21 protein-coding genes are annotated in these 23,743 nt (G+C 34.9%); 8 read left to right on the forward strand and 13 right to left on the reverse strand.

What is annotated here, in order from left to right:
• Positions 1 to 6: 6 nt before the first annotated feature.
• The 4 genes from BLQ19_RS16815 to BLQ19_RS16830 form a co-directional block, all read right to left on the reverse strand.
• The gene (locus tag BLQ19_RS16815; RefSeq protein WP_024480287.1) at positions 7 to 798 is read right to left on the reverse strand and encodes a (Fe-S)-binding protein; all 792 of its coding nucleotides are present in this window, start codon (positions 796 to 798) and stop codon (positions 7 to 9) included.
• 12 nt (positions 799 to 810) lie between these two features.
• Entirely contained in the window at positions 811 to 2,121 is a 1,311-nt protein-coding gene (locus BLQ19_RS16820) for a 4Fe-4S dicluster domain-containing protein (protein WP_074539110.1), read from the reverse strand.
• A gap of 3 nt (positions 2,122 to 2,124) precedes the next feature.
• Positions 2,125 to 3,090, reverse strand: coding sequence for an MlaD family protein (locus BLQ19_RS16825; RefSeq protein WP_024480285.1), 966 nt, complete (start codon positions 3,088 to 3,090; stop codon positions 2,125 to 2,127).
• 68 nt (positions 3,091 to 3,158) lie between these two features.
• A complete protein-coding gene (locus tag BLQ19_RS16830; RefSeq protein WP_074539111.1) occupies positions 3,159 to 4,358 on the reverse strand; it encodes an N-acetylmuramoyl-L-alanine amidase family protein in 1,200 nt (399 codons plus the stop codon).
• A gap of 97 nt (positions 4,359 to 4,455) precedes the next feature.
• Here BLQ19_RS16830 and BLQ19_RS16835 point away from each other — a divergent pair, with 97 nt between their 5' ends.
• Together BLQ19_RS16835 and BLQ19_RS16840 are read left to right on the forward strand one after the other, a co-directional pair.
• Positions 4,456 to 7,236, forward strand: a complete 2,781-nt coding sequence (locus BLQ19_RS16835) for a putative LPS assembly protein LptD (protein WP_074539112.1) — start codon at positions 4,456 to 4,458, stop codon at positions 7,234 to 7,236.
• An 11-nt stretch (positions 7,237 to 7,247) separates the two neighbouring features.
• Positions 7,248 to 7,628: a RidA family protein gene (locus BLQ19_RS16840; RefSeq protein ID WP_025614766.1), complete on the forward strand. Its 381-nt coding sequence runs from the start codon at positions 7,248 to 7,250 to the stop codon at positions 7,626 to 7,628.
• A gap of 83 nt (positions 7,629 to 7,711) precedes the next feature.
• Here the strand turns inward: BLQ19_RS16840 and BLQ19_RS16845 are convergent, their stop codons facing one another.
• The 4 genes from BLQ19_RS16845 to BLQ19_RS16860 all read right to left on the reverse strand — a co-directional run bounded on the left by BLQ19_RS16845 (position 7,712) and on the right by BLQ19_RS16860 (position 15,228).
• Positions 7,712 to 8,563 carry an N-acetylglucosamine kinase gene (locus BLQ19_RS16845; protein WP_025614765.1) on the reverse strand — a complete coding sequence of 284 codons (852 nt, stop codon included), beginning with the start codon at positions 8,561 to 8,563 and terminating at the stop codon, positions 7,712 to 7,714.
• A gap of 76 nt (positions 8,564 to 8,639) precedes the next feature.
• Positions 8,640 to 9,641, reverse strand: coding sequence for a type I glyceraldehyde-3-phosphate dehydrogenase (gene gap / locus BLQ19_RS16850; RefSeq protein ID WP_024480280.1), 1,002 nt, complete (start codon positions 9,639 to 9,641; stop codon positions 8,640 to 8,642).
• 35 nt (positions 9,642 to 9,676) lie between these two features.
• Positions 9,677 to 10,663 (reverse strand): 6-phosphofructokinase, encoded by a 987-nt coding sequence (pfkA, locus tag BLQ19_RS16855; protein ID WP_024480279.1) that lies wholly within the window; start codon positions 10,661 to 10,663, stop codon positions 9,677 to 9,679.
• A 158-nt stretch (positions 10,664 to 10,821) separates the two neighbouring features.
• Positions 10,822 to 15,228 carry a translocation/assembly module TamB domain-containing protein gene (locus BLQ19_RS16860; protein WP_074539113.1) on the reverse strand — a complete coding sequence of 1,469 codons (4,407 nt, stop codon included), beginning with the start codon at positions 15,226 to 15,228 and terminating at the stop codon, positions 10,822 to 10,824.
• Between the two features lie 108 nt (positions 15,229 to 15,336).
• On the opposite strand from BLQ19_RS16860, the gene tsaD reads away from it, so the two are divergent.
• Genes tsaD through BLQ19_RS16875 form a run of 3 tightly spaced genes read left to right on the forward strand, consistent with a single transcriptional unit; the run spans position 15,337 to position 17,441 of the window.
• Entirely contained in the window at positions 15,337 to 16,374 is a 1,038-nt protein-coding gene (tsaD, locus tag BLQ19_RS16865; protein WP_024480277.1) for a tRNA (adenosine(37)-N6)-threonylcarbamoyltransferase complex transferase subunit TsaD, read from the forward strand.
• Positions 16,374 to 16,712 carry a TfoX/Sxy family protein gene (locus tag BLQ19_RS16870; protein ID WP_024480276.1) on the forward strand — a complete coding sequence of 113 codons (339 nt, stop codon included), beginning with the start codon at positions 16,374 to 16,376 and terminating at the stop codon, positions 16,710 to 16,712. The genes tsaD and BLQ19_RS16870 overlap by 1 nt, the downstream gene beginning before the upstream one ends.
• A 12-nt stretch (positions 16,713 to 16,724) precedes the next feature.
• Positions 16,725 to 17,441: a 16S rRNA (uracil(1498)-N(3))-methyltransferase gene (locus BLQ19_RS16875; RefSeq protein WP_024480275.1), complete on the forward strand. Its 717-nt coding sequence runs from the start codon at positions 16,725 to 16,727 to the stop codon at positions 17,439 to 17,441.
• Positions 17,442 to 17,468: 27 nt separating this feature from the next.
• Here the strand turns inward: BLQ19_RS16875 and BLQ19_RS21355 are convergent, their stop codons facing one another.
• Together BLQ19_RS21355 and BLQ19_RS16880 are read right to left on the reverse strand one after the other, a co-directional pair.
• A complete protein-coding gene (locus BLQ19_RS21355; RefSeq protein ID WP_175444445.1) occupies positions 17,469 to 17,636 on the reverse strand; it encodes a hypothetical protein in 168 nt (55 codons plus the stop codon).
• A 33-nt stretch (positions 17,637 to 17,669) separates the two neighbouring features.
• Positions 17,670 to 18,230 carry a DUF1223 domain-containing protein gene (locus tag BLQ19_RS16880; RefSeq protein WP_074539114.1) on the reverse strand — a complete coding sequence of 187 codons (561 nt, stop codon included), beginning with the start codon at positions 18,228 to 18,230 and terminating at the stop codon, positions 17,670 to 17,672.
• 40 nt (positions 18,231 to 18,270) lie between these two features.
• On the opposite strand from BLQ19_RS16880, the gene BLQ19_RS16885 reads away from it, so the two are divergent.
• The 3 genes from BLQ19_RS16885 to BLQ19_RS16895 are packed head-to-tail and all read left to right on the forward strand — an operon-like array spanning position 18,271 to position 21,202.
• Entirely contained in the window at positions 18,271 to 18,912 is a 642-nt protein-coding gene (locus BLQ19_RS16885; RefSeq protein ID WP_074539115.1) for a DUF4159 domain-containing protein, read from the forward strand.
• 3 nt (positions 18,913 to 18,915) lie between these two features.
• The gene (locus BLQ19_RS16890) at positions 18,916 to 20,016 is read left to right on the forward strand and encodes an AI-2E family transporter (RefSeq protein WP_074539116.1); all 1,101 of its coding nucleotides are present in this window, start codon (positions 18,916 to 18,918) and stop codon (positions 20,014 to 20,016) included.
• A 7-nt stretch (positions 20,017 to 20,023) separates the two neighbouring features.
• Positions 20,024 to 21,202: a THUMP-like domain-containing protein gene (locus BLQ19_RS16895; RefSeq protein ID WP_074539117.1), complete on the forward strand. Its 1,179-nt coding sequence runs from the start codon at positions 20,024 to 20,026 to the stop codon at positions 21,200 to 21,202.
• 3 nt (positions 21,203 to 21,205) lie between these two features.
• On the opposite strand, the gene BLQ19_RS16900 is transcribed toward BLQ19_RS16895, so the two are convergent.
• The 3 genes from BLQ19_RS16900 to BLQ19_RS16910 form a co-directional block, all read right to left on the reverse strand.
• Positions 21,206 to 22,129, reverse strand: coding sequence for an alpha/beta hydrolase (locus BLQ19_RS16900; RefSeq protein ID WP_025614757.1), 924 nt, complete (start codon positions 22,127 to 22,129; stop codon positions 21,206 to 21,208).
• 13 nt (positions 22,130 to 22,142) lie between these two features.
• Positions 22,143 to 22,847 carry a M15 family metallopeptidase gene (locus tag BLQ19_RS16905; RefSeq protein WP_139150273.1) on the reverse strand — a complete coding sequence of 235 codons (705 nt, stop codon included), beginning with the start codon at positions 22,845 to 22,847 and terminating at the stop codon, positions 22,143 to 22,145.
• A gap of 178 nt (positions 22,848 to 23,025) precedes the next feature.
• Complete coding sequence (locus BLQ19_RS16910; protein ID WP_074539119.1) at positions 23,026 to 23,742, reverse strand: gluconate 2-dehydrogenase subunit 3 family protein; 717 nt, start codon at positions 23,740 to 23,742, stop codon at positions 23,026 to 23,028.
• Position 23,743: the final 1 nt, after the last annotated feature.

Raw genomic sequence — 23,743 nt, forward strand, 5'->3', positions numbered from 1 at the left:
TTTTTATTAAAGATCATCTGCAGAAGCAATAAGCTCCGCAATATCCATTACAGCAATACTTGCCTCTTTTTCTTTATTCTTAACCCCGTCCGTCATCATCGTATTACAGAAAGGACACCCAGCTGCAATAATATCTGGCTGTGTTTCTAAGGCTTGCTCTGTACGCTCAATATTAATGTCTTTAGCACCTTTTTCTGGTTCTTTAAACATTTGAGCTCCACCAGCACCACAACAAAGACCTCTAGTTTTACAGCTCTTCATTTCTACAAGCTCTGCATCTAATTTTCTAATAAGCTCTCTTGGAGCCTCATAAACATCATTGGCACGTCCTAAATAACAAGGATCATGAAAGGTAATACGCTTCCCTTTAAACTTACCACCTTCCATAGTAATACGCCCCTCTTCTAACAATTGTTTTAAAAATTGCGTGTGGTGTACCACTTCATAAGAACCACCTAAGCTAGGGTATTCATTCTTAAGGGTATTAAAACAATGCGGGCAAGCGGTAACTACCTTTTTTACATCATAAGCATTCAAAACCTCTATATTGGTTACAGCCTGCATCTGAAATAAAAACTCATTTCCAGATCTCTTTGCAGGGTCTCCAGTACAACTTTCCTCTGTACCCAGAACCGCAAAATTTACGTTTGCTTTATTTAATATTTTTACAAATGCTTTGGTTATTTTTTTTGCTCGATCATCAAAACTACCCGCACAACCTACCCAAAAAAGGACTTCTGGTTGCTTACCTTCTGCAAAAAGAGATGCCATTGTAGGCACATTTATTTCATTACTCATACCTAATAATTCTTATGATTCGTTAGCCCAGTTTAATCTATCTTGCTGATTAAAAGGCCAAGGTGCTCCATTGTTTTCTATATTTCCCATCATATTATTTAAATCTGATGGTGCAGCAGATTGCTCCATAACTAAATATTGACGCATATCCATAATAATAGATAACGGATCTATACTTACAGGACAAGCTTCTACACAGGCATTACACGACGTACAAGCCCATAATTCTTCATTTGAGATATAATCACCCAACAATTGCTTCCCGTCCGGAACAAAGGTTCCTTTATTAGCATCTATATTCTTACCTACTTCTACCAAACGATCACGTGTATCCATCATGATCTTACGTGGAGAAAGTTTTTTACCTGTAATGTTTGCAGGACATTCACTAGTACAACGACCGCATTCTGTACAGGTATAGGCATTTAATAATTGTACCCAACTTAAATCTGTCACGTCAGACGCACCAAATTTCTCAGGAACTGGAGCATCTTCTGCTGGCGCTGCAAACGGATCTGCTGAAGGATCCATCATTAATTTTACTTCTTTTGTTACCGCTTCATTATTTAGAAACTGTCCTTTAGGTCTTAGCTTACCATAGTACGTATTTGGAAACGCTAAAAGGATATGTAAATGCTTAGAAAAATACAAATAATTCAAAAACACCAATATTCCAATAATATGAATCCACCATGCGGTGCGCTCAATCATATGCAAGCTTCCTTCAGACATACCATCAAACAAAGGAGCAATAAACTGACTGATAACATTTCCTGAACCTAAATTCTGAAACGTAGTATCTGTCGCATTCATAACTAAGAACAAGCACATTAATACAACTTCAAAATACAAAATAATATTCCCATCACTTTTTGGCCAACCCGTCATTTCAGCACTTAAAAAACGCTTAATTTTTATCACATTTCTACGAATCCAAAAAGCAATCACAGCAACTAAAACTAGCAGCGCTAACACTTCAAAAGAACCAATTAGAAAACCATAAACAGAAGCATTCAACACCTGTAAACCTATACGGTGTGTGCCAAATACCCCATCAATAACAATTTCTAAAACTTCTATATTGATAATGATAAAACCTACATAAACAATAATATGAAGAAAACCCGCAATAGGTCTTACGACCATTTTGGATTGACCAAGTGCAATTTTAGCCATGTTCTTCCAACGCTGCGGTTTGTTATCACTAATGTCAAGGTCTTTTCCTAAACTTATATTCCGAAATAGCTTTTTTACATTGGAAGCAAAATAGCCAATACCGGCAATAAGAATAAGGGTAAATAGTATTTGTGAAATGTACTGCATAATTTAGTCTTGAATAGTTTGGGCTGGATCATTCTCAGGCACTTCGTAATCTATCTGTTTTTTTCCAAATACAGAAACATTTACGTAACGCTTAGGATTTAAACGAAAATCTTGAAGTAATAAATCTAATTCTTTAGATGAGTTTGCTAAATTGGTATATAGTTCCTCATCCGTCATCAATTTACCAATCGTACCATCTCCATTTTCCATCTTAGCCAACATAACATCCAAACTTGCAACAGTAGATTCCAAGCTTTTCATAGTTTCTACCAAACCTGCTTTAGAAATAGAGTCTGAAAGGTTTTTAAAATTATCAGTCATGGCAGCCATGTTCTTAATAGAAGTATCTAAATTCCCCTTATTATCTGCTAGAAGACCATTTAAGGCATTAGCACTTCCTTGAAAACTTTTCACTAAACTATTTAAACCGCTAATGCTTTCCCTTAAATCTTTCTTTGTCTTGGTATCTAAAACCTGGTTGAAGTTTATAAGTAACGAATCTGCATTGGTCACTGCTCCTTCTATTTTACTTTGTAAAGGCGCTAAATTTTTCTGGACTAAATCCGTCAGCCCCGGTTTTATGGAAGAGATTAAAGTATCTCCAGATTTTGCTGAGGGCGAACCATCAAACATTGGGATAATTTGAATTCCTTTTCCTCCTATGATACCTGTATCGTAAAGCTCTGCTTTACTGTTATTAGAAAAATCAAACTCATTACTCACAGAAAATGTAACCAACAACTTACCAGAATCGTCTTTAAACTTAATTCCGTTTACTTTTCCAACATTATATCCGTTTATAGATACTGGCGTTCCGGTCTGTAAACCACCAACATTATTATACACAGCATAAAATGTTTTGCTATTATCAAACAAGGATGATGATTTCAAATAACTGAATCCCATTAAAAATAATAGGATACCGCCCACAACTATAATTCCCGTTTTAATCTCTCTTGATATTTTCAAATGAATGAATTTAGGATTTGTAACAAAATTAGAAATAATTTATTTAAGACTTGTTATTTATCTTAAACCTATTTGATTGCTTCTTTAATATTGATTCTAACATCATTTTTATAGGCTACAACATAAGCTCCTTTAAACCCCTTATCTTCCGCATCTTTCCTTAAGGTATTCGCATAATCATAGGATGTAGTACTGCCATACATATACCTATAAATATTCTTAAAAGCTTCTTTTGATATTGTATTTAATCCTTTAAAATTTGCAGGAGTTAAACCCAAATCTTTAGAACTAGCCATTATTTGAACTTTAAATACTACTTCTGACTTCGGTGCTTCTTTTGCTACTACAGGCACTTCCTTAGGCTTCACCACTTTTGGGGCAACCACTACAGGCTCTTTAACCACTTTAGGCACTTCTTTTACAACCGTTTCTTCTTTTACCACTACTGGCGCCACTGGTTTTACTTCCGTTATTTGATCACTTACATTAGAACTAATAGCTTTCTTATATTGAAGAATAGCATTAGCAATAGCATCTCCCATATCATTTTGACCCTTTACAGAATTTAAATATTCTCCTTCTGGCTTATGGGTTAGAAAACCTGTTTCTACCAAAACGCTAGGCATAAATGTTTGATGCAATACAATAAACCCCGCTTGTTTTACTTTACGGTCTACACGCTGTAATTTACCTGTAAAATTATCCTGCATTGTTTTTGCCAACATAATGCTTTGGTCCAGAAACTCTTCTTGCATAATAGTTAACCCGATAACGGATTCTGGAGAGTTAATGTTGTATGCCGCATAGCGCGATTCATAATTATCTTCTAAATAAATAGAAGAGTTCTCTTTTTTAGCAATTTCAAAATTTTGCTTGTTCGCATGTAATCCTAATACAAAGGTACCTGCGCCATGTGCTTCTGATGTATGAGAATCACAATGAACAGACACAAAAAGATTAGCATTTGCTTTATTGGCAATTTCTCCTCGCTTGTATAAATCTACAAAAGTATCATCATCTCTAGTATAGATTACTTTGACATCTTTCTCCTTAGCTAAAATTGCCCCTACGCGTAAAACAATCTTCAGCGCTATGTTTTTTTCTAAAAAGCCATTCCCTAAATTTCCTGGATCATGACCTCCATGACCTGCATCCAAAACAACAATAAAAGGATCTTGTACTGTTTCAATTTTGTCATTTCCACCAAACGAAGTAAGCGTAAAACCTATTAATAAAAGTAATAGTGGATAAAAACAATTCTTAAGCATATGTTATTATATTTGTAATAATGGTTAAATTAATTGTAATGTATCCTATACAGAACAAAAAATATATGTAAGTTTGACTCCGATTCTTTAGTTAACAATGACAAGACAAACTATTACAAAAATAGGATTTATAGCCTTGCAATCAAACAAACAACATCTACTTTTAATTTTACTGCTATTCAGCGGTATTTCTGGTCTGTTTGGCCAAGAAGGAAAAGTAATTACCTTGCCAACTCAGCGCATTTCTGATTCTGTTAAGATTACCGCAACTACAGATTTTTCGGCAATTGCCATTAAAGATAGCATTCAAACAGATTCAATTCCTGCAGATTCTATATCGAAAAAAGAAACCTTACTTTTAGATAAGATCAAATATAAAGCCAAAGATTACGTAAAACTTAGTCAGAAGGATCAAAAAATCTATTTGTACAATGAAGCTGAGATTCTTTATCAAGATACAGAACTTAAAGCCGGCATTATTATCATGGATTATATTAAGAATGAGGTTTACGCCGGAAGGATTAAAGATTCTTTAGGTAACTACTCGCAGACACCCTATTTTAAACAAGGTGATAATGTGGTGATCCCTGATTCTATCCGTTTTAATTTTGATACCCAAAAGGCATTAATTTGGAATTCGAGAACAGAACAACAAGCAGGCTTGGGCTCACTTGGTAGTGACTCCATGAAAGTTTACGCAGAGATTACAAAAAAAGAAAACGATTCGGTTTACTTTCTAAGCAAAGGAAAATTAACCACCTCAAAAGATACGATAAATCCGGATTACTACATCTTAATAAATAAAGCGAAATTTGTCCCTAAAAAGAAGGTTATCGCTGGCTTCAGTAACATGTATATTGCAGATGTCCCTACTCCCATTGCATTACCTTTTGCTTATTTCCCTATGAGTACCGGTAGAACTGGAGGATTAATTTTCCCTACTTTTGGTAGCGTTGATGATCGTGGCTATTTTATACAAGGTGGTGGGTATTATTTGCCTTTAAGCGATTATGCCGATTTAGAAGTTACCGGAGATTTATATACCAATGGTAGTTACGGTCTTAATTCCAGGTCGGTATATGTAAAACGTTACAAGTATAGAGGCGGATTTAATTTACAATACCAAAACATCATTAATAGTCAAAAAGGTTTTGATGACTATAGCAGATCTACGAGTTACAATATTCAATGGAACCATTCTCAAGATCAGAAATCTAATCCTAATTCTACCTTTTCAGCTTCTGTAAACTTAGGTAGTAGCCAATACTACCAAAACTCATTACGTCTGCAAGATATTGCTAATACACAAAATAACACTTTAAACTCATCTATATCTTACTCAAAAACTTTTCCAGAATACCCATCTGTAAACATGAGTTTAACAGCCTCTCATAGTCAGTTAACAAGCACCACTATAGAAGGAGATAATATAGACATTACCTTACCTACCCTTCAAGCAAGTATGGAACGTATCTACCCTTTTGCCAAAAGAGACGGGATTAAAAAAGGAGCCTTTCAAAATATAAATTTTCAATACGATATAAATGCTCAAAACAGGATTTCTACCAATGATGATGATTTCCTAACAGGAAAAATGTTTGATGATGCACGAATTGGAGCAAAACACAACCTACCGATTAGTACTAACTTTAAAATAGCGAAATACTTAAGTGTTACTATGGGAGGTACTTATGAAGATGTGTGGTCTTTACAAACCTACAATCAAACTTATGATAATGATGAGAATGCTATTGTAAGAGATACGATACAAGGTTTTGATAGATTTAATAGCTACAATTTATCTACAAGTATAGGAACTACCGTATATGGTACTTTTAATTTTGGAGAAGACAAAAAAATACAAGCCATACGCCATGTCATGCGTCCTAGTATAAGTTATGGTTACACGCCCGCTTTTGATCAATACTATGACGACCTGTATGATTCTGATGGCGCACCAAGAACAGATACCAATGGTGATATCACTCAATATACTCGTTTTAACGGAACCTTATACGGAGTCCCCAGCCTAAGTAAATCTAACTCGGTTAGTTTCTCGCTTGCCAATACCTTGGAAGCCAAAGTACGATCTAAAGATTCTACCGATTTAGAACCAAAAAAAGTTGATATCCTTAAGAATTTAAATTTCTCAACAAGCTATAATTTTAATGCAGATTCGTTAAAATTAAGTCCAATTAGTGTTAGTGGAGGTACGGCTATCTTGAATAGCAAAATGTCTATAAATTTCGCAGGTACATTAGACCCCTACGCTATAGACAACAACGGAACAAGAATTAACACATTTAATAAAGCAAATGGCGGTAGCCTATTTAGACTAACAACCGCTAGAGCAAACATGAGCTACAGTCTTTCTAGTAAAGATTTTCAGAAAGACGATAAAGACAAAGGCAAAGAGGACGAGAACAAATATGATTATGCTGCAGCTAGTGGAGGTAGAACAGATGATTTATTTGGAGATGCAGATTTTAGCAACAACAGAAGACCTGGAGACGAAGAGGAAGAAGAGCGCGAAACTAAATTTTATTCTAACGCAATTCCTTGGGATCTTCGTTTAGCCTATACCGTTGGATATACAAACCCTAATAGACAAAATAGCATTAACAGCCACAGTTTAATGTTTTCAGGAAATATTGAATTAACTCCTAAGTGGAAAGTTGGAGCTTCTTCTGGTTACGATTTTGTAAACAAAGGATTCTCTATTACACAACTACGTTTTCAAAGAGAGTTAGGTAGTTTTAATCTTAGATTTAACTGGACTCCGTTTGGAACGTATGAGCGCTGGGATTTCTTTATCGGGATCTCTAGTTCTATCTTACAAGATCTTAAATGGGATAAACAAAGTAGAAGAAGTAACTAATAGCATACACAATGAAAAAAATAATAAATACTCCTAATGCTCCTGCCCCAATTGGGCCTTACAACCAAGCTGTTTTAGCCGGAAACATGTTATATATTTCCGGACAAATTCCTATAGATCCTAAGACTGGAAATTTGATAGAAGGAGATATTAAAGAAGAAACAAAGCAATCTATGGAGAATCTTAAAGCGATTCTTGAAGAGGCTGGGATGACATTTGAAAACGTCATTAAATCATCTATCTTTATTAAAGACATGAATCAGTTTGCTCAAATAAATGAAGTATATGCTACTTATTTTGATGCAGAGACTGCTCCAGCTAGAGAAACTGTAGAAGTTGCTAACCTTCCAAAGTTTGTAAATGTAGAAATTTCAATGATTGCTATGCTATAATCATCAGCAACTACTATAAAAAAAAAGCATCTAAGAACTTAGTTCTTAGATGCTTTTTTTATACTAATAACTAAAGAAGTTTATTAGATACTTTTTTGGTGAAACTTTACTAAACCATCAATAGGTTTTTGCAAAATCTGACCTACAATTAAATCATTACGTTCTAATGCTTTTCTAAGCTCATCACGTAAATAATACGCAATACTCCCCACAAACGATACAGGCACTTTAGTTGCCAGATCAAACTGCATGATGTAATTATTTATAAATTGTTGAAATCCTTTTTCAATAACTCCTTTGCAGTAAGGGTGCTCTTTATTCTCTACAATAAAACGCGCAAAAGTAGCCAGGTACGTATTTGGATTAGGCTGCTTATAAAGATTTTCTTTAATCACATCTGCCTCCAAATTATACTCACTTGCAAATTTCTCTGCCAACTCTTTTGGTATTTTGTTGAAATAATAATCTCGGATTAGTTTTCTACCGAAAAAATTACCACTACCATCATCCATAGGAATATATCCTAACGAAGTTACTTTTTGGTATAATTTCTCACCATCATAATAACTACAATTAGAACCTGTTCCCAAAATACACACAATACTTTGATCTCCTATTGCTGTAGTAGCATACACTGCTGCATAAGTGTCTTCACGCACTTCAGCTATAGCGTTAGGAAAGAATACTTTGAAAATTTCTTTTAAGAAATCTTGCATTCTATCCGTTCCACAACCGGCTCCGTAAAAATATAAAGCAGAAACATCTTCTCTATTTTTAGAAAGTTCAAAATTATTAGCCAACCTATCTTCTATAACAGGTCTTGTTAATACTTCTGGACTTAAGCCTAAGGTCTGCGTCAAAAAAAGTCTTTCTCCTTTTTCAGTTAAAGCAATCCAATCAGATTTTGTTGCGCCACTATCTACAATTAATATCATATGTGTTGGGTATGAGTAGTAAAAAAAATCCTGAAAGTAATCTTAGACTACCATCAGGATTTATTAAGATTAAAAATTATAATTTTGAAACGTGCTGAACTAAATCTAACATTTTGTTAGAAAAACCTGCTTCGTTATCATACCATGATACCAATTTGAAGAATTTAGAGTTTAACTCAATTCCTGCACCTGCATCAAAAATACTTGTTCTAGCATCACCAATAAAATCTTGAGAAACTACTGCTTCTTCCGTATATCCTAAAATACCTTTTAGGTCACCTTCTGAAGCTGCTTTGAAAACTTTTTTAATTTCTTCGTAAGAAGTTTCTTTTTCTAAACGAACCGTTAAATCTACAACAGAAACATCTGCAGTTGGCACTCTAAAAGCCATACCTGTAAGTTTTCCTTTTAAAGAAGGAATTACTTTAGTTACTGCAACAGCAGCACCAGTAGAAGCTGGAATAATGTTTAACATTGCGCTACGACCACCTCTCCAGTCTTTTCTAGAAGGACCATCAACTGTCATTTGCGTTGCAGTAGTTGCATGTACTGTAGTCATTAAAGCTTCTTCAATACCGAAGTTGTCATTTAAAACTTTCGCTAAAGGTGCTAAACAGTTTGTAGTACAAGATGCATTAGAAACAATAGTATCAGATGCCTTAGCATCTTTATGATTAACGCCCATTACGAACATTGGAGCATCTTTAGAAGGAGCAGATATAACTACTTTCTTAGCACCACCATCAATATGGTATTGAGCAGTTTCTAAGGTAGTAAAAATACCTGTACACTCTGCTACAATTTCTGCACCAACAGCATCCCACTTAATATTTTTAGGCTCTCTTTCTGCAGTAATACGAACAGTTTTTCCGTTTACTACTAAGTGACCATCTTTAACTTCAACAGTACCATCAAACTTACCGTGAACAGAATCGTACTTTAATAAGTATGCTAAGTGCTCTACATCTAACAAATCATTAATTGCAACAACATCCACACCCTCTTTGGCAACACTAGTTCTAAATACTAATCTACCTATTCTACCGAATCCGTTAATTCCTATTTTTAAATTTGACATTTTAAATTTATTTGTTATTATTATTTGTTTCTAAATTATACGGTCATGATATCTGAAACTCGCATAAGTTCCTTATCTATTTTTGTATGACCTTTTATTGCTTTACTAATTGGCGTAAGCGTTATCTTGTTATCTTGAATACCTACCATTAAGCTAGATTTCCCTTCAAGAAGCGCCTCTACAGCTCTAACACCCATTCTACTTGCCAATACTCTATCAAAACAAGAAGGTGAGCCTCCTCTTTGCATATGCCCTAATACAGAAACACGACAATCATAAATTGGCAAATGCTCCTCTACATATTCTTTTAGTTCAAAAACATTCTTCCCTGTTTTATCCCCTTCAGCAACAACAACAATACTTGAAGATTTCCCTGAAGCTTTACTTCGCTTTAAAGATTCTAACAAGCGCTCTAATCCTAAATTTTCTTCTGGTATAAGAATTTCCTCTGCTCCGGCACCTACTCCTGCATTTAAAGCAATATGCCCCACATCGCGGCCCATTACTTCAACAAAAAATAAACGGTTGTGAGAACTAGCAGTATCTCTAATTTTATCAATTACTTCTACCACTGTATTTAAGGCGGTATCAAAACCTAGTGTATAGGTCGTGCCAAAAATATCATTATCAATAGTTCCAGGGATACCAATAATTGGCACATTGTATTCTTTATGAAATATTAATGCTCCTGTAAAACTACCATCACCTCCGATAACCACTAAACCATCAATCCCTGCGGCTTGCAATTGGTCGTAAGCTTTTTTCCTACCTTCTTTAGTCTGAAACTCCATAGAACGAGCAGACTTTAAAATGGTACCTCCTTTATTTATAATGTTATTTACACTTCGCGCATCCATAGGCTTGAAGTCGCCTTCAATCATACCTTGGTAGCCACGGTAAATTCCCATGCAATCTATTTTCATATATGCACAAGTACGCACAACAGACCTTATTGCTGCGTTCATTCCGGGTGAATCTCCCCCAGATGTAAATACACCTATTTTTTTTATCTCCACTGTCATTTACTTCTATAAGTAACAAATTTAGGAAACTTTTCGGATTTAAATAAGCTATAAAACCCTTTATTTATAATAGTTACAAGCTATAACGTTTTCGTAACAAAGAGTTACATAAAAAAAGGAAATCGAACATTAGGCGCATCAAATTCTTAAGAATAATCTTACGATTTTGCCTTAGGCTTAAAGCGCATGAGGCTGTCCTTTGCCATTTCTGTACGGATAGAATCTGAAGCTATTGTCTTTTGCTTTTTAGGTTTTCGAACAAATAGTTTACTTTTTAGCTCCTTAAAAGAATTAAAATCTACTTGATAAGATAATCCCACTCCTTGGGTATATCCTTGCGTGTCTCCTATTAATTGCTCATCGGCGGTCTCTCTATTAAAGACTTTCCCTTTTAAAGAACCATCTTCATTAAATAAGTACTGCAACTCAAAATCGCCCCCAACATTAGAATTCGTTAGTCCGTCACCACCACCTACAGGAATCCCCACACTACCACTTAACAACCACTTTTCACTTAAGGTAGTCGCAAAATTAAAAATTGCTTTATTCTCGGTTTGATAACTAGAACTACCACTACTCCCCTGCTCATAAGAGAACCCAATATCTAGATTGTCATCATTATTATCAATCACAGAATTTAAAATCCCAGAAGCAGATTGCAATAAATTCCCCGTCAATGCTTGTTGATTAAAACTACCATTAGCCTCATTAACAAATGTACCTTGTGCCAACAGGAAGAAGGCATTATTAGCCGTTACCGTTGGATCTTGCAACTTATAAGCTAACTCTGATTTTATCACAGAACTCGCTGATGGAAAATCTATTTCATAATCAATAGTTGGGTGTTCTAAAGACTCTGATAAACTAATGATTACATTGGTGGCTATTCTTTTGGTGTAATCAGAATTATCCAATAGCGGCGCAGGATTTGCGTTTAAAGAATAAACCGCCTGCATTTTTAGTTGCGCATCCAAGGGGTCTCCTTCCCAATTTATAGTACCCCCAGGCACTACTTTAAATGTTTTATCTATAACCCCACCTAATTTAAACCTATATTCTCCTGTAACCACAACGAAATCTCCGTTCATGATAAACTTATCTCTAGTATTCAGTTCTATCTGGACTAACCCTGCACCAGTACCTTTTAAACTACTTCCTGTTTTCTGATCAACAATAATTTCTACTTCTGCATCTGGTGTAATATCTAAATCAAAGGTCAGTTCTAATCCCTCGTATTTCTTTTCATTACGTCCCGTTTCTTTTTCTTCTACTTTATTTTTGCTGATAAAGTTTATAAAGGAATAATCTCCGACACTAGCTACATCACTAATTGGAATTTTTAAAGATGTGCCTTTTGCCGTTTCTCCTTCTACATTTATAGTCAACGCAGTGGTTGGTCCGTAGATACGTCCTTTCCCATTTAAATATCCTGTACCATAATACAATTGCTCTTCATCAAAACTAGTATTTAAGATTAAGAACCTTTTGTTATTCGTATCCACATTAAGATCTAAATCCCAATCTCTAAAAAAGTTATGATTAATAACTCCGTTCAAAGAAGCCTTTGTTTTATGCAATACATCGGTAAGTTGAATATTCTGAAAATCGAATGTTTGGTCTGATAATACCACTTGCGAATTAAAGCCAAAATCATAATCTACATTCAAATATGGAATACCTAATCCGGCATTTGAAAGGTTTAATACTCCTGAAATATCAGGATTATCTACCCTACCCTCTATTCTTGCATTACCAGAAACATACCCTCGAATATTAGAAAGAATAGGCTCTCCCAAAGGAGCAAACGGTTCTAGATTAAAATCATTAAACGTAGCCATCAAATCTGCTATCGTATTTTTACCACTAATATCTAAACTACCATTTACATCTAAACGATCGACCCCTTTATCTGTAAGACGCGTGTTTAGCGTTATCTTGGTTAAATTTTTATTTCCAATAGCATCCATCATAAGATTTCCTAAGTGAATATCATTCACAGAAAAATCTGTAATATCTAAACTAGAAGTTGGTCTGTAGACCTTATTTTTTTGACGTATATGCAAAGTTCCATCTACCTTACCATCTAATCGTAAGCTATCTATTCTAGGTGTAATCTTATCTAAGGATACTATCTTAAACTCTAGCTGTAAATCTTTATATGTAGAGTCCGCAATCTGACCTCTTAACCGTATTTGCTCATCATTTTCATTATTCATCACAATTTCTTCAATTGTAATGCTATCCAATGTACTGTTTAAAATAACCTTGTTATGAGAATCGCCCTCTTTATTCAGCATCCATTTATTCCCTTTAAAACTTACATCGGATGTTTTTAAACCAATAACAGACTTACGTTGATCATTAAAAGTATGGTAGAAGTTTAAATTAAATTTATCGCTAAAATCTTTACCCCCCTTAAATTCGGTCCTAAAGAACAAAGTATCTTTTAAGGTAGTATTAATCAGGTTAAAATCTTTTACATCGTAATAACCGGTAGACAAATCTGCTACAGAAACGAAGGTATTAAAAAGCGGATTTTTATTATCAATCTTTATATCTAAGCTATCTAACGTATTCCCAAAAGCTTTAATACTAGGCGACTTAAAATTCAATTTAAAGTCACCCTTATCCGCAATAATATCCCCTTTTATAAACGTATTGGTACCAAAAGCGACTTCTGGCAGAAATACTTCTACAATCTTATTATAAATCTTGAAATTAAAGGCTAGTTCTTGGCCTTCTGAAATTTCAAAAGGTTTATAGTTAGTATAAATACTTCCTACAGAATTGGCTGCCAATTTACCTAGCTCTGCCACCTTAAACTTACCCTTCATGTATCCTGTGATGATATCTGGAGAGTTTATATCAATATACCGCACCTGATTTTCTTCAAAACGAGAAGACACTTTAAAGTCATCAAAATAATAGGTGTCATTTTTATTTTGATAACTGGTTCTAGAGAATTTTATATCTCCAACGATGTTATCTAGGGTATTACCCACGATATCCATATTTACATTACCCTTAAATATAGAAACGCTATCTTTTATAAAGTTTAGCTTTCGGAAATCGGCATATTCCACATCCGCTATAAAGTTGAAGTTATTTTGCGCATCAGAAAAATCTGCCAACCCTTTAAAGGTAAACTTCATATTTTCATCCTTAGAAACCAATAAACCGTCAAAAAGCTGTTCCTTTAAAATTCCGGATACTTTTAAATTTTGATAATTGTAATTATTAAAATTGATGGAATACACATCCCCAATGACTTCTGTATTCAAGGTTTCTTTGATAAACCCTTCCCCTTCCACATTTAAATCAAAGGTTGCGTTCCCCAAATCTTCACTACCCACAAAATACCCTAAATCAAAATCTATCAATGAGAAGAAACCTTTATAGGAAGCATTGTCTATATCCTGAATACCGATCATCTCTAAATCTGAATAACTACTCCCAATAGCGGTATTTAGGTTAACTTTTGAATTTATAGTATTCTCTGTTACTGTTGCTTGCCCACGAATAGTAAATTCTCCTAGACGTTCAAATGATGGTGGTATATTTTCTCCTAAAAGTCTAGGCATTAAACTTCTCAGTTGAAAATAACTACTAGATATATTCTTTATCTGAGCTTCCATTACAAATGGATTATCACTCTTAAATAAATTTTTGAAATTAAAATCGCCACGCACCCCCGTGTTGTCTGAAGTTAGAAATAAGTCATCTAAAGTCAAGTCATTTAAAACACCACTAAAATGCGAAGAGAAATAGGCTTCTTTATTTCTTCCAAATTCATTATACAAATGGTTTATTTCGTTAAACGAGAGTTTGGAGTCTACAAAGTCTGCCGTAAATTTCACTTTATTAACGAAGTCCAAGAAATCTCCTGGACCATAGTCCATTATCAAGTTTCCTTTCACATCTGATTCTTTAGATTTTATCTCGAGCGAATCAAACGTCATTTGCTCCTTTGTATACTTAAATGAAGTAGCCATATGCGTTACTTCCAAATCTCGTTTACTCTTAAATGATAAATCTCTAATATTCGTAGTGACCTCTGGCCCTAAAATTTGCAATTTTTCGGCATCAATTTGTAAATCTGTAAACTTTAATACTTCGTAAGTTTCTAGATTTTCATCGGTAAAGGTAAACTTGCTATTTTCTATAAATACCTCCGTTGCCGTAAATAAGAATGGAGGTGTTCCTGGATCTCTAGGCTTTCCATCATCTAGCTTTGCTATAAAAACATTTATATTAGAAGTGGTTTCTCCTTTATATGTTTTTAATTTAAAATTAAGCTCATCTACAGTAATGGCTCCAAACTCCAGATCTCCATTAATTAGATTTCTAATACTTACTATGGATGTGTTTAACTTCTTGATGTAAAAAAGTGTGTCTTTCTGATAATCTTTAATATACACACCTTTCAAATCGGTATCCCAAGTAATAAAAGAAACTTTGAGTTTATCTAAAGAAATGTTTGTCTTATAAGTATCATTAATAGACTTTGTAACCTTTGCCGCTAAAGAAGTCTGCACTATGGGGAGCGAAAAAACAAGCGTCGTCAAAACACAGATAATTAATATTACCAGCAGGAAGCGAACTATTATTTTACCCAGTTTTTTGATAGGACTTTTATGTTTTATCTTTGCACTCCAATTATTATTCCAATTTGCATGGAAAACGAAACAATTTATATACTTGCTATAGAGTCTTCTTGTGATGACACATCTGCAGCCGTTTTACACAACAACAAAAGACTCAGTAACGTCGTAGCAACCCAAAAAATTCATGAAGAATATGGCGGTGTTGTCCCTGAACTTGCGTCAAGAGCACACCAACAAAACATAGTTCCCGTAGTTCATCAAGCGTTAGCTAAGGCAAATATCGATAAAAAACAGTTATCCGCCATAGCTTTTACGCGCGGACCTGGACTTATGGGTTCATTATTAGTAGGAACCTCTTTTGCTAAGTCATTATCCTTAGGTTTAAACATACCTTTAATAGAGGTAAATCATATGCAAGCGCATATTTTAGCTCATTTTATTGAAGAAGAAAATAGCAGAAAGCCTGAGTTTCCTTTTTTAGCCATGACCATCAGTGGTGGGCATACACAAATTGTACTTGTCCGCGATTATTTTGATATGGAAATACTAGGGCAAACCCTGGACGATGCCGTTGGCGAAGCCTTTGATAAATCTGCCAAAATACTAGGCCTGCCTTACCCAGGGGGGCCGTTAATTGACAAATATGCGCAATTAGGAAACCCTAAAGCTTTTCCGTTTCCAAAACCGAAAGTAGGTGATCTCAATTTTAGTTTTAGCGGACTAAAAACAAGCATCCTCTATTTCTGTCAAAAAATGGTTAAAGAGAACCCTAATTTCTTAGTAGAAAATAGAGATGATATTTGCGCCTCTATCCAATATACTATCATAGACATACTAATGTCTAAGCTTAAAAAAGCGGTTAAACAAACTGGCGTAAAAAGAATAGCAATTGGCGGTGGCGTTTCTGCAAATTCAGGCATTAGAAAAGCCTTAGTTGATGCAGAGCAGCGGTATGGATGGGAAACGTTTATTCCTAAATTTGAATACTGTACCGATAATGCCGCAATGATTGGAATTGTGGGGTACCTAAAATATAAAGAAAGTAAGTTCTCTAATCAGAATATTAGTGCCAAGGCACGCTATGTAATTACGGAGTCTGCTAATTAATGGCCTATAACGAGCAACTTTCCAAGCGTATTGAAGCATCTTTGCATTATTTTCCCAAAGATATTTCTGAAGCCATCACTCAAAAAAGAATGTTTGGCGGAATAGTTTTTTTATATAAAGGAAAAATGGCGATTGGCGTTATCAAACAAGACCTCATGGTACGTGTTATTTCAGCAAAAATGGATGAGACCATGAAAAAAGAAGCCGTACGCCCCATGGACTTTACAAAAAAGCCTATCAAAGAATATATCTATGTAGGCGCAAAAGGCATAGAAACTGAAGAAGAATTACAATTTTACATCGAACTTGGGTTAGAGCACGCGCTAACCAAAGTATAATACCACAAAAAAATGCAACTTTTTTACAACCCTGATATTGATCAAAATTCTCCTGAGTTTGTCTTCCCTACCGAAGAAAGCAAGCACATTGTAAAAGTTCTTCGAAAAGCAGAAGGTGACATCCTCCATATTACCAACGGAAAAGGGTTTCTATTTGAAGCTCAAATCTTACGTGCAGATATGCGAAAATGTGCTGCTAGCATCACTAAAGCAACTTTTCATGAAAAGACAACACCAGCATTACACCTCGTGGTTGCACCTACAAAAATGAATGATCGGTATGAGTGGTTTTTAGAAAAAGCCACAGAAATAGGTATTGCAGAGATCACTCCCATTATATGCGACAATTCTGAACGAAAAGTTCTGAAATTAGAACGTATGGAAAAAGTACTACAATCTGCCATGAAACAATCGTTGCAATATCACCTACCAAAATTAAACGAACCTATTAGCGCCAAAACATTTATAGCACAAAACAACCCTGATAACAACAAAGAGCAGGAATTCTATATAGCTCATTGTGAAGAAACTGAAAAAACGGATTTAAAAGAACGCTTAGCGCCAGGCAATAATGCATTGATACTTATTGGCCCTGAAGGAGATTTTAGCGCCTCTGAAATAGCATTAGCGCTGAAACTAGGCTACAAACCTGTTTCTTTAGGAGAAAACCGACTTAGAACAGAAACAGCCGCCATTTTTGCTTGTGCTACCATGAAATTAGTCAATTAAGAACAAGTATTTAAGTTTCCATTAGCTCTAAATACTAACTTTAGTAGCGCCAGTTATATCAAAGTCATTGTTTTCCGCAATAAGTATGAGTGATAGTTTATCGTTTGCTTTTACAATATCCGGGACCTGAAGAACACCTCTGTGAGTCATTTTTAAGTTTACATACTTTTCAGCAACTACGATATTGCTATTCACTAGGGTTCTATTTCTATTTTCACCACGTTTAACCTACGTACTTCTCTGATCTAAAACCAAGACCGCCCGTAATTTTTTATCAGACAAATTACCCGTTATTTTATACTCAAAATTTACTGTAGCTGCATCCAATTTCACCATAGATAAAGTTATCTCATTACTTGCTTTTACTTTTCTAAACGTATTGATATTAGCATACATTTCTGATGAATTAGAGCCTACAAAATGAGTCTTTCCATTTACCACCACTTGCGGGGTATAATTGCTCTTGTTTTTGAATTTATGATTATATGCCGTTTGTTTTTCTGTAAACAACGCCTTACTAAATGGGTCTTTCCAACCTATATAATTCCAATAATCTACATGATAAGATAACGCTATCACCTCTTCACTGTAGGCCTTCTTCACTTTATCCAATAAAACATCTGCTGGAGGACAACTAGAACATCCTTGTGAAGTATACAATTCTAACACCACTATACTTTCATTTATTGATGATTTTACAGTAGACTCTTTAGTATTGAACGCAGATTTAAAAGAGGTTATCGCGAAACTTATTAAAAGTAATCCTAAAAATATCCCTTTATTCTTCATAATATTTTAAATTTGAAACTATACAGAATGTCGATTTTACATGAAAGTACTTACCTTTTTAGCGGTGTTTATTAGTTTTTTAACAATGAACGCACAAGAAATTGCCATTTTAAAATACAATGGCGGCGGAGATTGGTATGCAAACCCTACCGCATTACCCAACCTAATCAAATTCTGCAACACCCATATAGGAACCGCATTAACAGAAAAGCCCGAAATAGTATCAGCCAATAGCCCTGAGGTATTCCAATACCCTTTTCTACATATGACAGGACATGGGAATGTATTTTTCTCACAAGAAGATGCCGATAATTTGAGAACCTATTTATTAGGCGGAGGCTTTTTACATATTGACGACAACTACGGTATGGAACCGTATTTGAAAAAAGAACTATCCAAAGTTTTTCCTGATAAAGAATTAATAGAATTAAGTGCCGAGCATCCCATCTTTAAACAAACTTATAGTTTCCCTAAAGGATTACCAAAAATTCACGAACACGACGGAAAAAGACCTCAAGCTTTTGGTATCTTTCACGAAAACAAGCTTATACTTCTATTTACATTTGAAAGTGATTTAGGTGATGGATGGGAAGACCCTCAGTTACACAATGATCCGCCAGAAGTACGTTTAAAAGCATTACAAATGGGCGCCAATATTATTCAATATGTTTTCAAAAATTAATTAATGACATCAAAAATTATTTCTAAAGGCATTTTAAGAGCCATCGGTATCATTACCGCTATATTGCTTACCCTATACTTCATTTACCAGATACAGTCTGTCATTGCCTATTTGTGTATTGCGGCAGTCATAGCGTTAATAGGCAGACCTGTTGTAATTTTTTTACGTGATAAATTAAAAACACCCAATACCTTAGCTGTTATAATTACCATGCTATTAATGGTGGGGCTCCTATCGGGAATCATTGCTTTATTTATCCCCTTATTAACAGAGCAAGGAAAAAACTTATCTCTTTTAGACATTGATCAATTACAGGAAAATATCAATGATTTATACAATCAAGTTACGCAATACTTTAGCTCATCTCCTGAAAAGGTCACTAAGATATTGGAAGAATCTCACTTAGAAAAAAACATATTAGAAGGCTTAGATGTAGGATTTATTCCGAATTTCTTAAACACCTTTTTAGATGTTTTAAGCACCGCTAGTATTGGTTTATTTTCTGTTTTATTTATATCCTTCTTCTTTCTTAAAGACAGCAATCTTTTACAAAATGGCCTTTTAATGTTTATGCCAAAAGGCAAGGAAGGAAAGATGAAAAACTCTATTCTTAAGATTAATGATTTACTTTCTAGATACTTTGTCGGACTTCTTTTACAGTTGTTCATTCTCTTTGTAATTTACACCATAACACTGCTACTAGTAGGCATAGAAAATGCTATTGTCATTGCATTTTTATGTGCCCTATTTAACATCATCCCATACATTGGTCCCATCATCGGAGGAGTGCTCATGATCATACTCACCATGACTACCAATCTAGGTGCCGATTTCAGCACCATAATACTTCCAAAAACAGGTTATGTTATTATTGGTTTGATCGTAGGTCAACTCATTGATAATTTCTTTTCTCAGCCTTTTATTTTCTCTAATAGCGTAAAATCTCACCCCTTAGAAATTTTCTTAATTATCATTATCGCCGGATTATTATTCGGTATCGTAGGAATGATTGTAGCCGTACCGGGATACACGGTAATTAAGGTGATTCTTAAAGAGTTTTTATCAGAAAATAAGTTTGTAAAATCATTGACCAATAATTTATAGTATTACTTTGAATAAAAATATATTAAATACTGGTGTACAAGATTTTATATCTAATAATTGGAATACTGACATCATGTCAGTATTGCTCAAAAAACAACAATTTACAGCGGTAACTCAAAAAGAGCTTGCAGAACAGTTAGAAGCTAAAAAGAAGTGTAAAGAAAAGCTCCCTACTTGGTTTAATACTCCTGAAATTTACTATCCTAACAAATTGAATATTGAGCAAACCTCCTCGGAAACTACTGCCCAATATAAGATAAATTTAGTGAACGGAAATTCATTGATAGACCTCACAGGAGGCTTTGGAATAGACAGCTATTTCTTTAGTAAAAAAATAGCCAAAATTCACCATTGTGAACTCAACGAAAATCTATCTAAAATTGCAGCACATAATTTTGAAATTTTAGGCAGAAAAAACATTACTTGCATTCCTGAAAACGGACTTGAATATCTCTCCAAAACAGCGCAATTATTTGATTGGATTTTTATTGACCCATCACGAAGAAATGATGCTAAAGAAAAAGTGTTTTTCCTTGCCGATTGCCTACCCAATGTCCCTGAAAATTTACCACTGCTTTTTTCTAAATCTAAACATATTTTAGTCAAGACTTCTCCCCTTTTAGACTTTACTATTGGAATAGGTGAATTGAAGTTTGTAAAAGAAATTCAAGTAGTTGCACTTCAAAATGATGTAAAAGAATTACTATGGATTTTAGAGTTTAATTACTCAGGAGCTATTACCATCAAAACCGTCAATCTTTCAAAGACCGCCACTGAAAAATTTGAGTTTAACCTCCATACAGAAAAAGAAACTAGCTCTAGCTTCTCTCAACCACAAACCTATCTTTACGAACCCAATAGTGCTATTTTAAAATCTGGTGCTTTTAAGAGTGTAGGAGCGCATTTTAAACTCAACAAATTACATGAACATAGTCACCTTTATACTTCTGATCGTCTAGTAGACTTTCCCGGAAGAATATTTAAGATTACGGCTGTGCTTCCCTACCAAAAAAAAGAACTCCAGAAGCAAAAATTTACCAAAGCAAATATCACGACACGCAACTTCCCCGAGCCTGTGGCGTCTATTCGTAAAAAATTTAAAATTAAGGATGGTGGTGACCAATATTTATTCTTTACTACAGCTATAGATGATACGTTAATTGTTCTTAACTGCACTAAAGCATAGAAACTATTGCTTTGTTTTCAAGGAACCAATCCACGTCAGCAATTGATTAGGCCATTCTTTTAAAAACTCATTATGAAGTCCTAGTCCAAATCCATGTCCGCCATCAGGGTAAATAAAAAGAGACGCCAGCACCTTATTTGCTCTTAAGGCATTATAAAACAATAGACTATTCTCAACTGGTACAGCCGTGTCATCTGTAGCATGTATCAAAAATGTAGGAGGCGTATTGGCGCTCACCTTCATTTCGTTAGAAAAATATTCCACCCGTTCTTGCGATGGGTTTTTTCCTAAAAGGGAATTTTTAGATCCTTGATGTGTTTTCTCTTTCATGGTAATTACCGGGTACACTAATGCCATAAAATCTGGCCTAGCACTAACATCATCTATATTGTCTTGCTTAGCATACACCCCTTCATTAAAATGGGTTCCTAAAGTAGCTGCTAAATGTCCTCCTGCAGAAAAACCAATAATTCCAATTTCATTAGGATTAATGTTCCATGTTGTAGCGTTTGCTCTCGTCATGCGCATTGCCCGCTGCGCATCTTGTAAAGGCACATTATGTGCTTCTATTAAAGATTTGGAATTAGGTAATCTAGATTTTACAACAATAGCTGCAATACCCTGTGCATTTAAAAATTTTGCCACATCTGTACCCTCCCAATCATACGCTAGAAACTGGTAACCGCCTCCAGGGAATATAAGCATCGCCTTACCATTAGCACTTCTTTTTGCTGGTAAAAATACTTGTATTGTAGGCTCTTGAACTAACCTATACCGCAAAATTTCGCTATATTCTTTTACCTCTCTTTCATCGGTATCAATTCTATTCGGAATTTCCTTAGGCCAAATGGGAAGAATCGTATCTTGAGCCGTTAGCAATCCTACTTCAAGAAAAAGTAAAAAACAACCGATCACAATCTTTGTCATAATTTATAATTGATTAAGACTCACAGTCCCATTTAAAATTAGCAATCTTGGCATTACTCCCTGCACTCAAATTATAATGCCACCACTCTGTTCTAATAGACCAAAAGCCAAAAGACTCCATAGTTTCTTTCAACACTTTTCGATGGGTTAATATTTCTTCTGGCAAATTGTAGTTATCATGATACGCTTTCTTTCCGAAAAAGTCAAAATCTGTTCCCATATCTACTGCTGCTCCTTCCATGGTAACAAGGGTAATATCTACCGCTCCACCTTTGTTATGAATAGAGCCTTTTACAGGATTTGCAACATATTGCGGGTTTGGCACAATCTCCCACATCTTGTATTGCACAGAATTAGGCCTATAACAGTCATAAAACTTAATCTTATAGCCTTTCTCCATAAAGGCAGCGTTTGCCTTAAGTAATGCTTTAGCGGTCCTTACACGTGTATAACATTCCGCACAATCATAAACTTTAGCTTTTAGAAAATTATTGGTTGTTGCATAGCGTAAGTCATATACAAAATCCGCACTATAATCTGCTAAACGAATGAAGGTGGTGTCGGCTAAGCCTGCTAGGCTTTTTAACTTAGGTAATACTGGAATTTTAGACGGTATCGTTTTTATAGTGTCTAGTTCTTTTTCCACTACTTTAACCGTATCCTGAACCACTTCTTTGGGTTTGTCTTTACACGATACAAAGAACAAAAAAACGACCATAACACAACTAATTCTAACCCACTGCATACTTCACTATAATTCAAAAATTGGAGCGTAAATTACTAGAAAGTTTTTAGAAATCCCTTTTTCAAGTCTAAAATATAGTTGTTTCACAAAACTTAGCATGTTATTTCACTGTAAAACGCTCTAGCAGGAAGCAAGTCATTCACTCGAAATATTAGGTTAATAAATTCCCTTTTTCATCCCATGCTGCTTTCGTATTTCGCTTGCTTTGATCTACACATTTTGCTAGCCATTCTTCCTCATAGGCCATTCCATGTTGTTTCAAAATATCCTCAGGCACGCCATCCCACACATTAGGAGAATTCCCGACATACCCCAAATCTTTAATTCCCATTTTTGAGGTGTAATAACCCGTCAAGGTTAAATTTCTTATTAGTGAGAAAAATTGAACCTCTAAAGGTCTTTCATTTTCAGGAACCTCAACATCGGGATAGGCAATAGCATCTAATACTATTTTTTGCTGTTCAGGCGTAGCTGCAATAAATTCAACACTAAAATCTGTATTACTCTTATGATCTAACCACATTAAACCACCACGTATAGGGGTTTGAAATTTAGGATAATCTTTCGTCATAAACTCAATGAAATCTGGCACTCCAGCATCTAAAGCACTACCGTAACTTTCATTAGCGGGCAGAATTAACGCTACTAAAACATTTAATGTTGCCAATTCATGAGGGTGTAAAAACTGTTCTGCATTGAGTTTTTCTATCAATTCTTTTTCCTCAGGAGTTCTCCCAAAATGGTTTTCTGCAGCTAAGGCTATATTTTCTCCTGTTGGCTCAACATTTTCGGGCTTACAGCCATTGAGCGCTAAACCACCTGCTACGCCACCTAAAATAATCGATTTTATACTTTTCCTTCTATCCATT

Source organism: Cellulophaga baltica, assembly GCF_900102165.1.
Taxonomy (GTDB): Bacteria; Bacteroidota; Bacteroidia; order Flavobacteriales; family Flavobacteriaceae; genus Cellulophaga; species Cellulophaga baltica.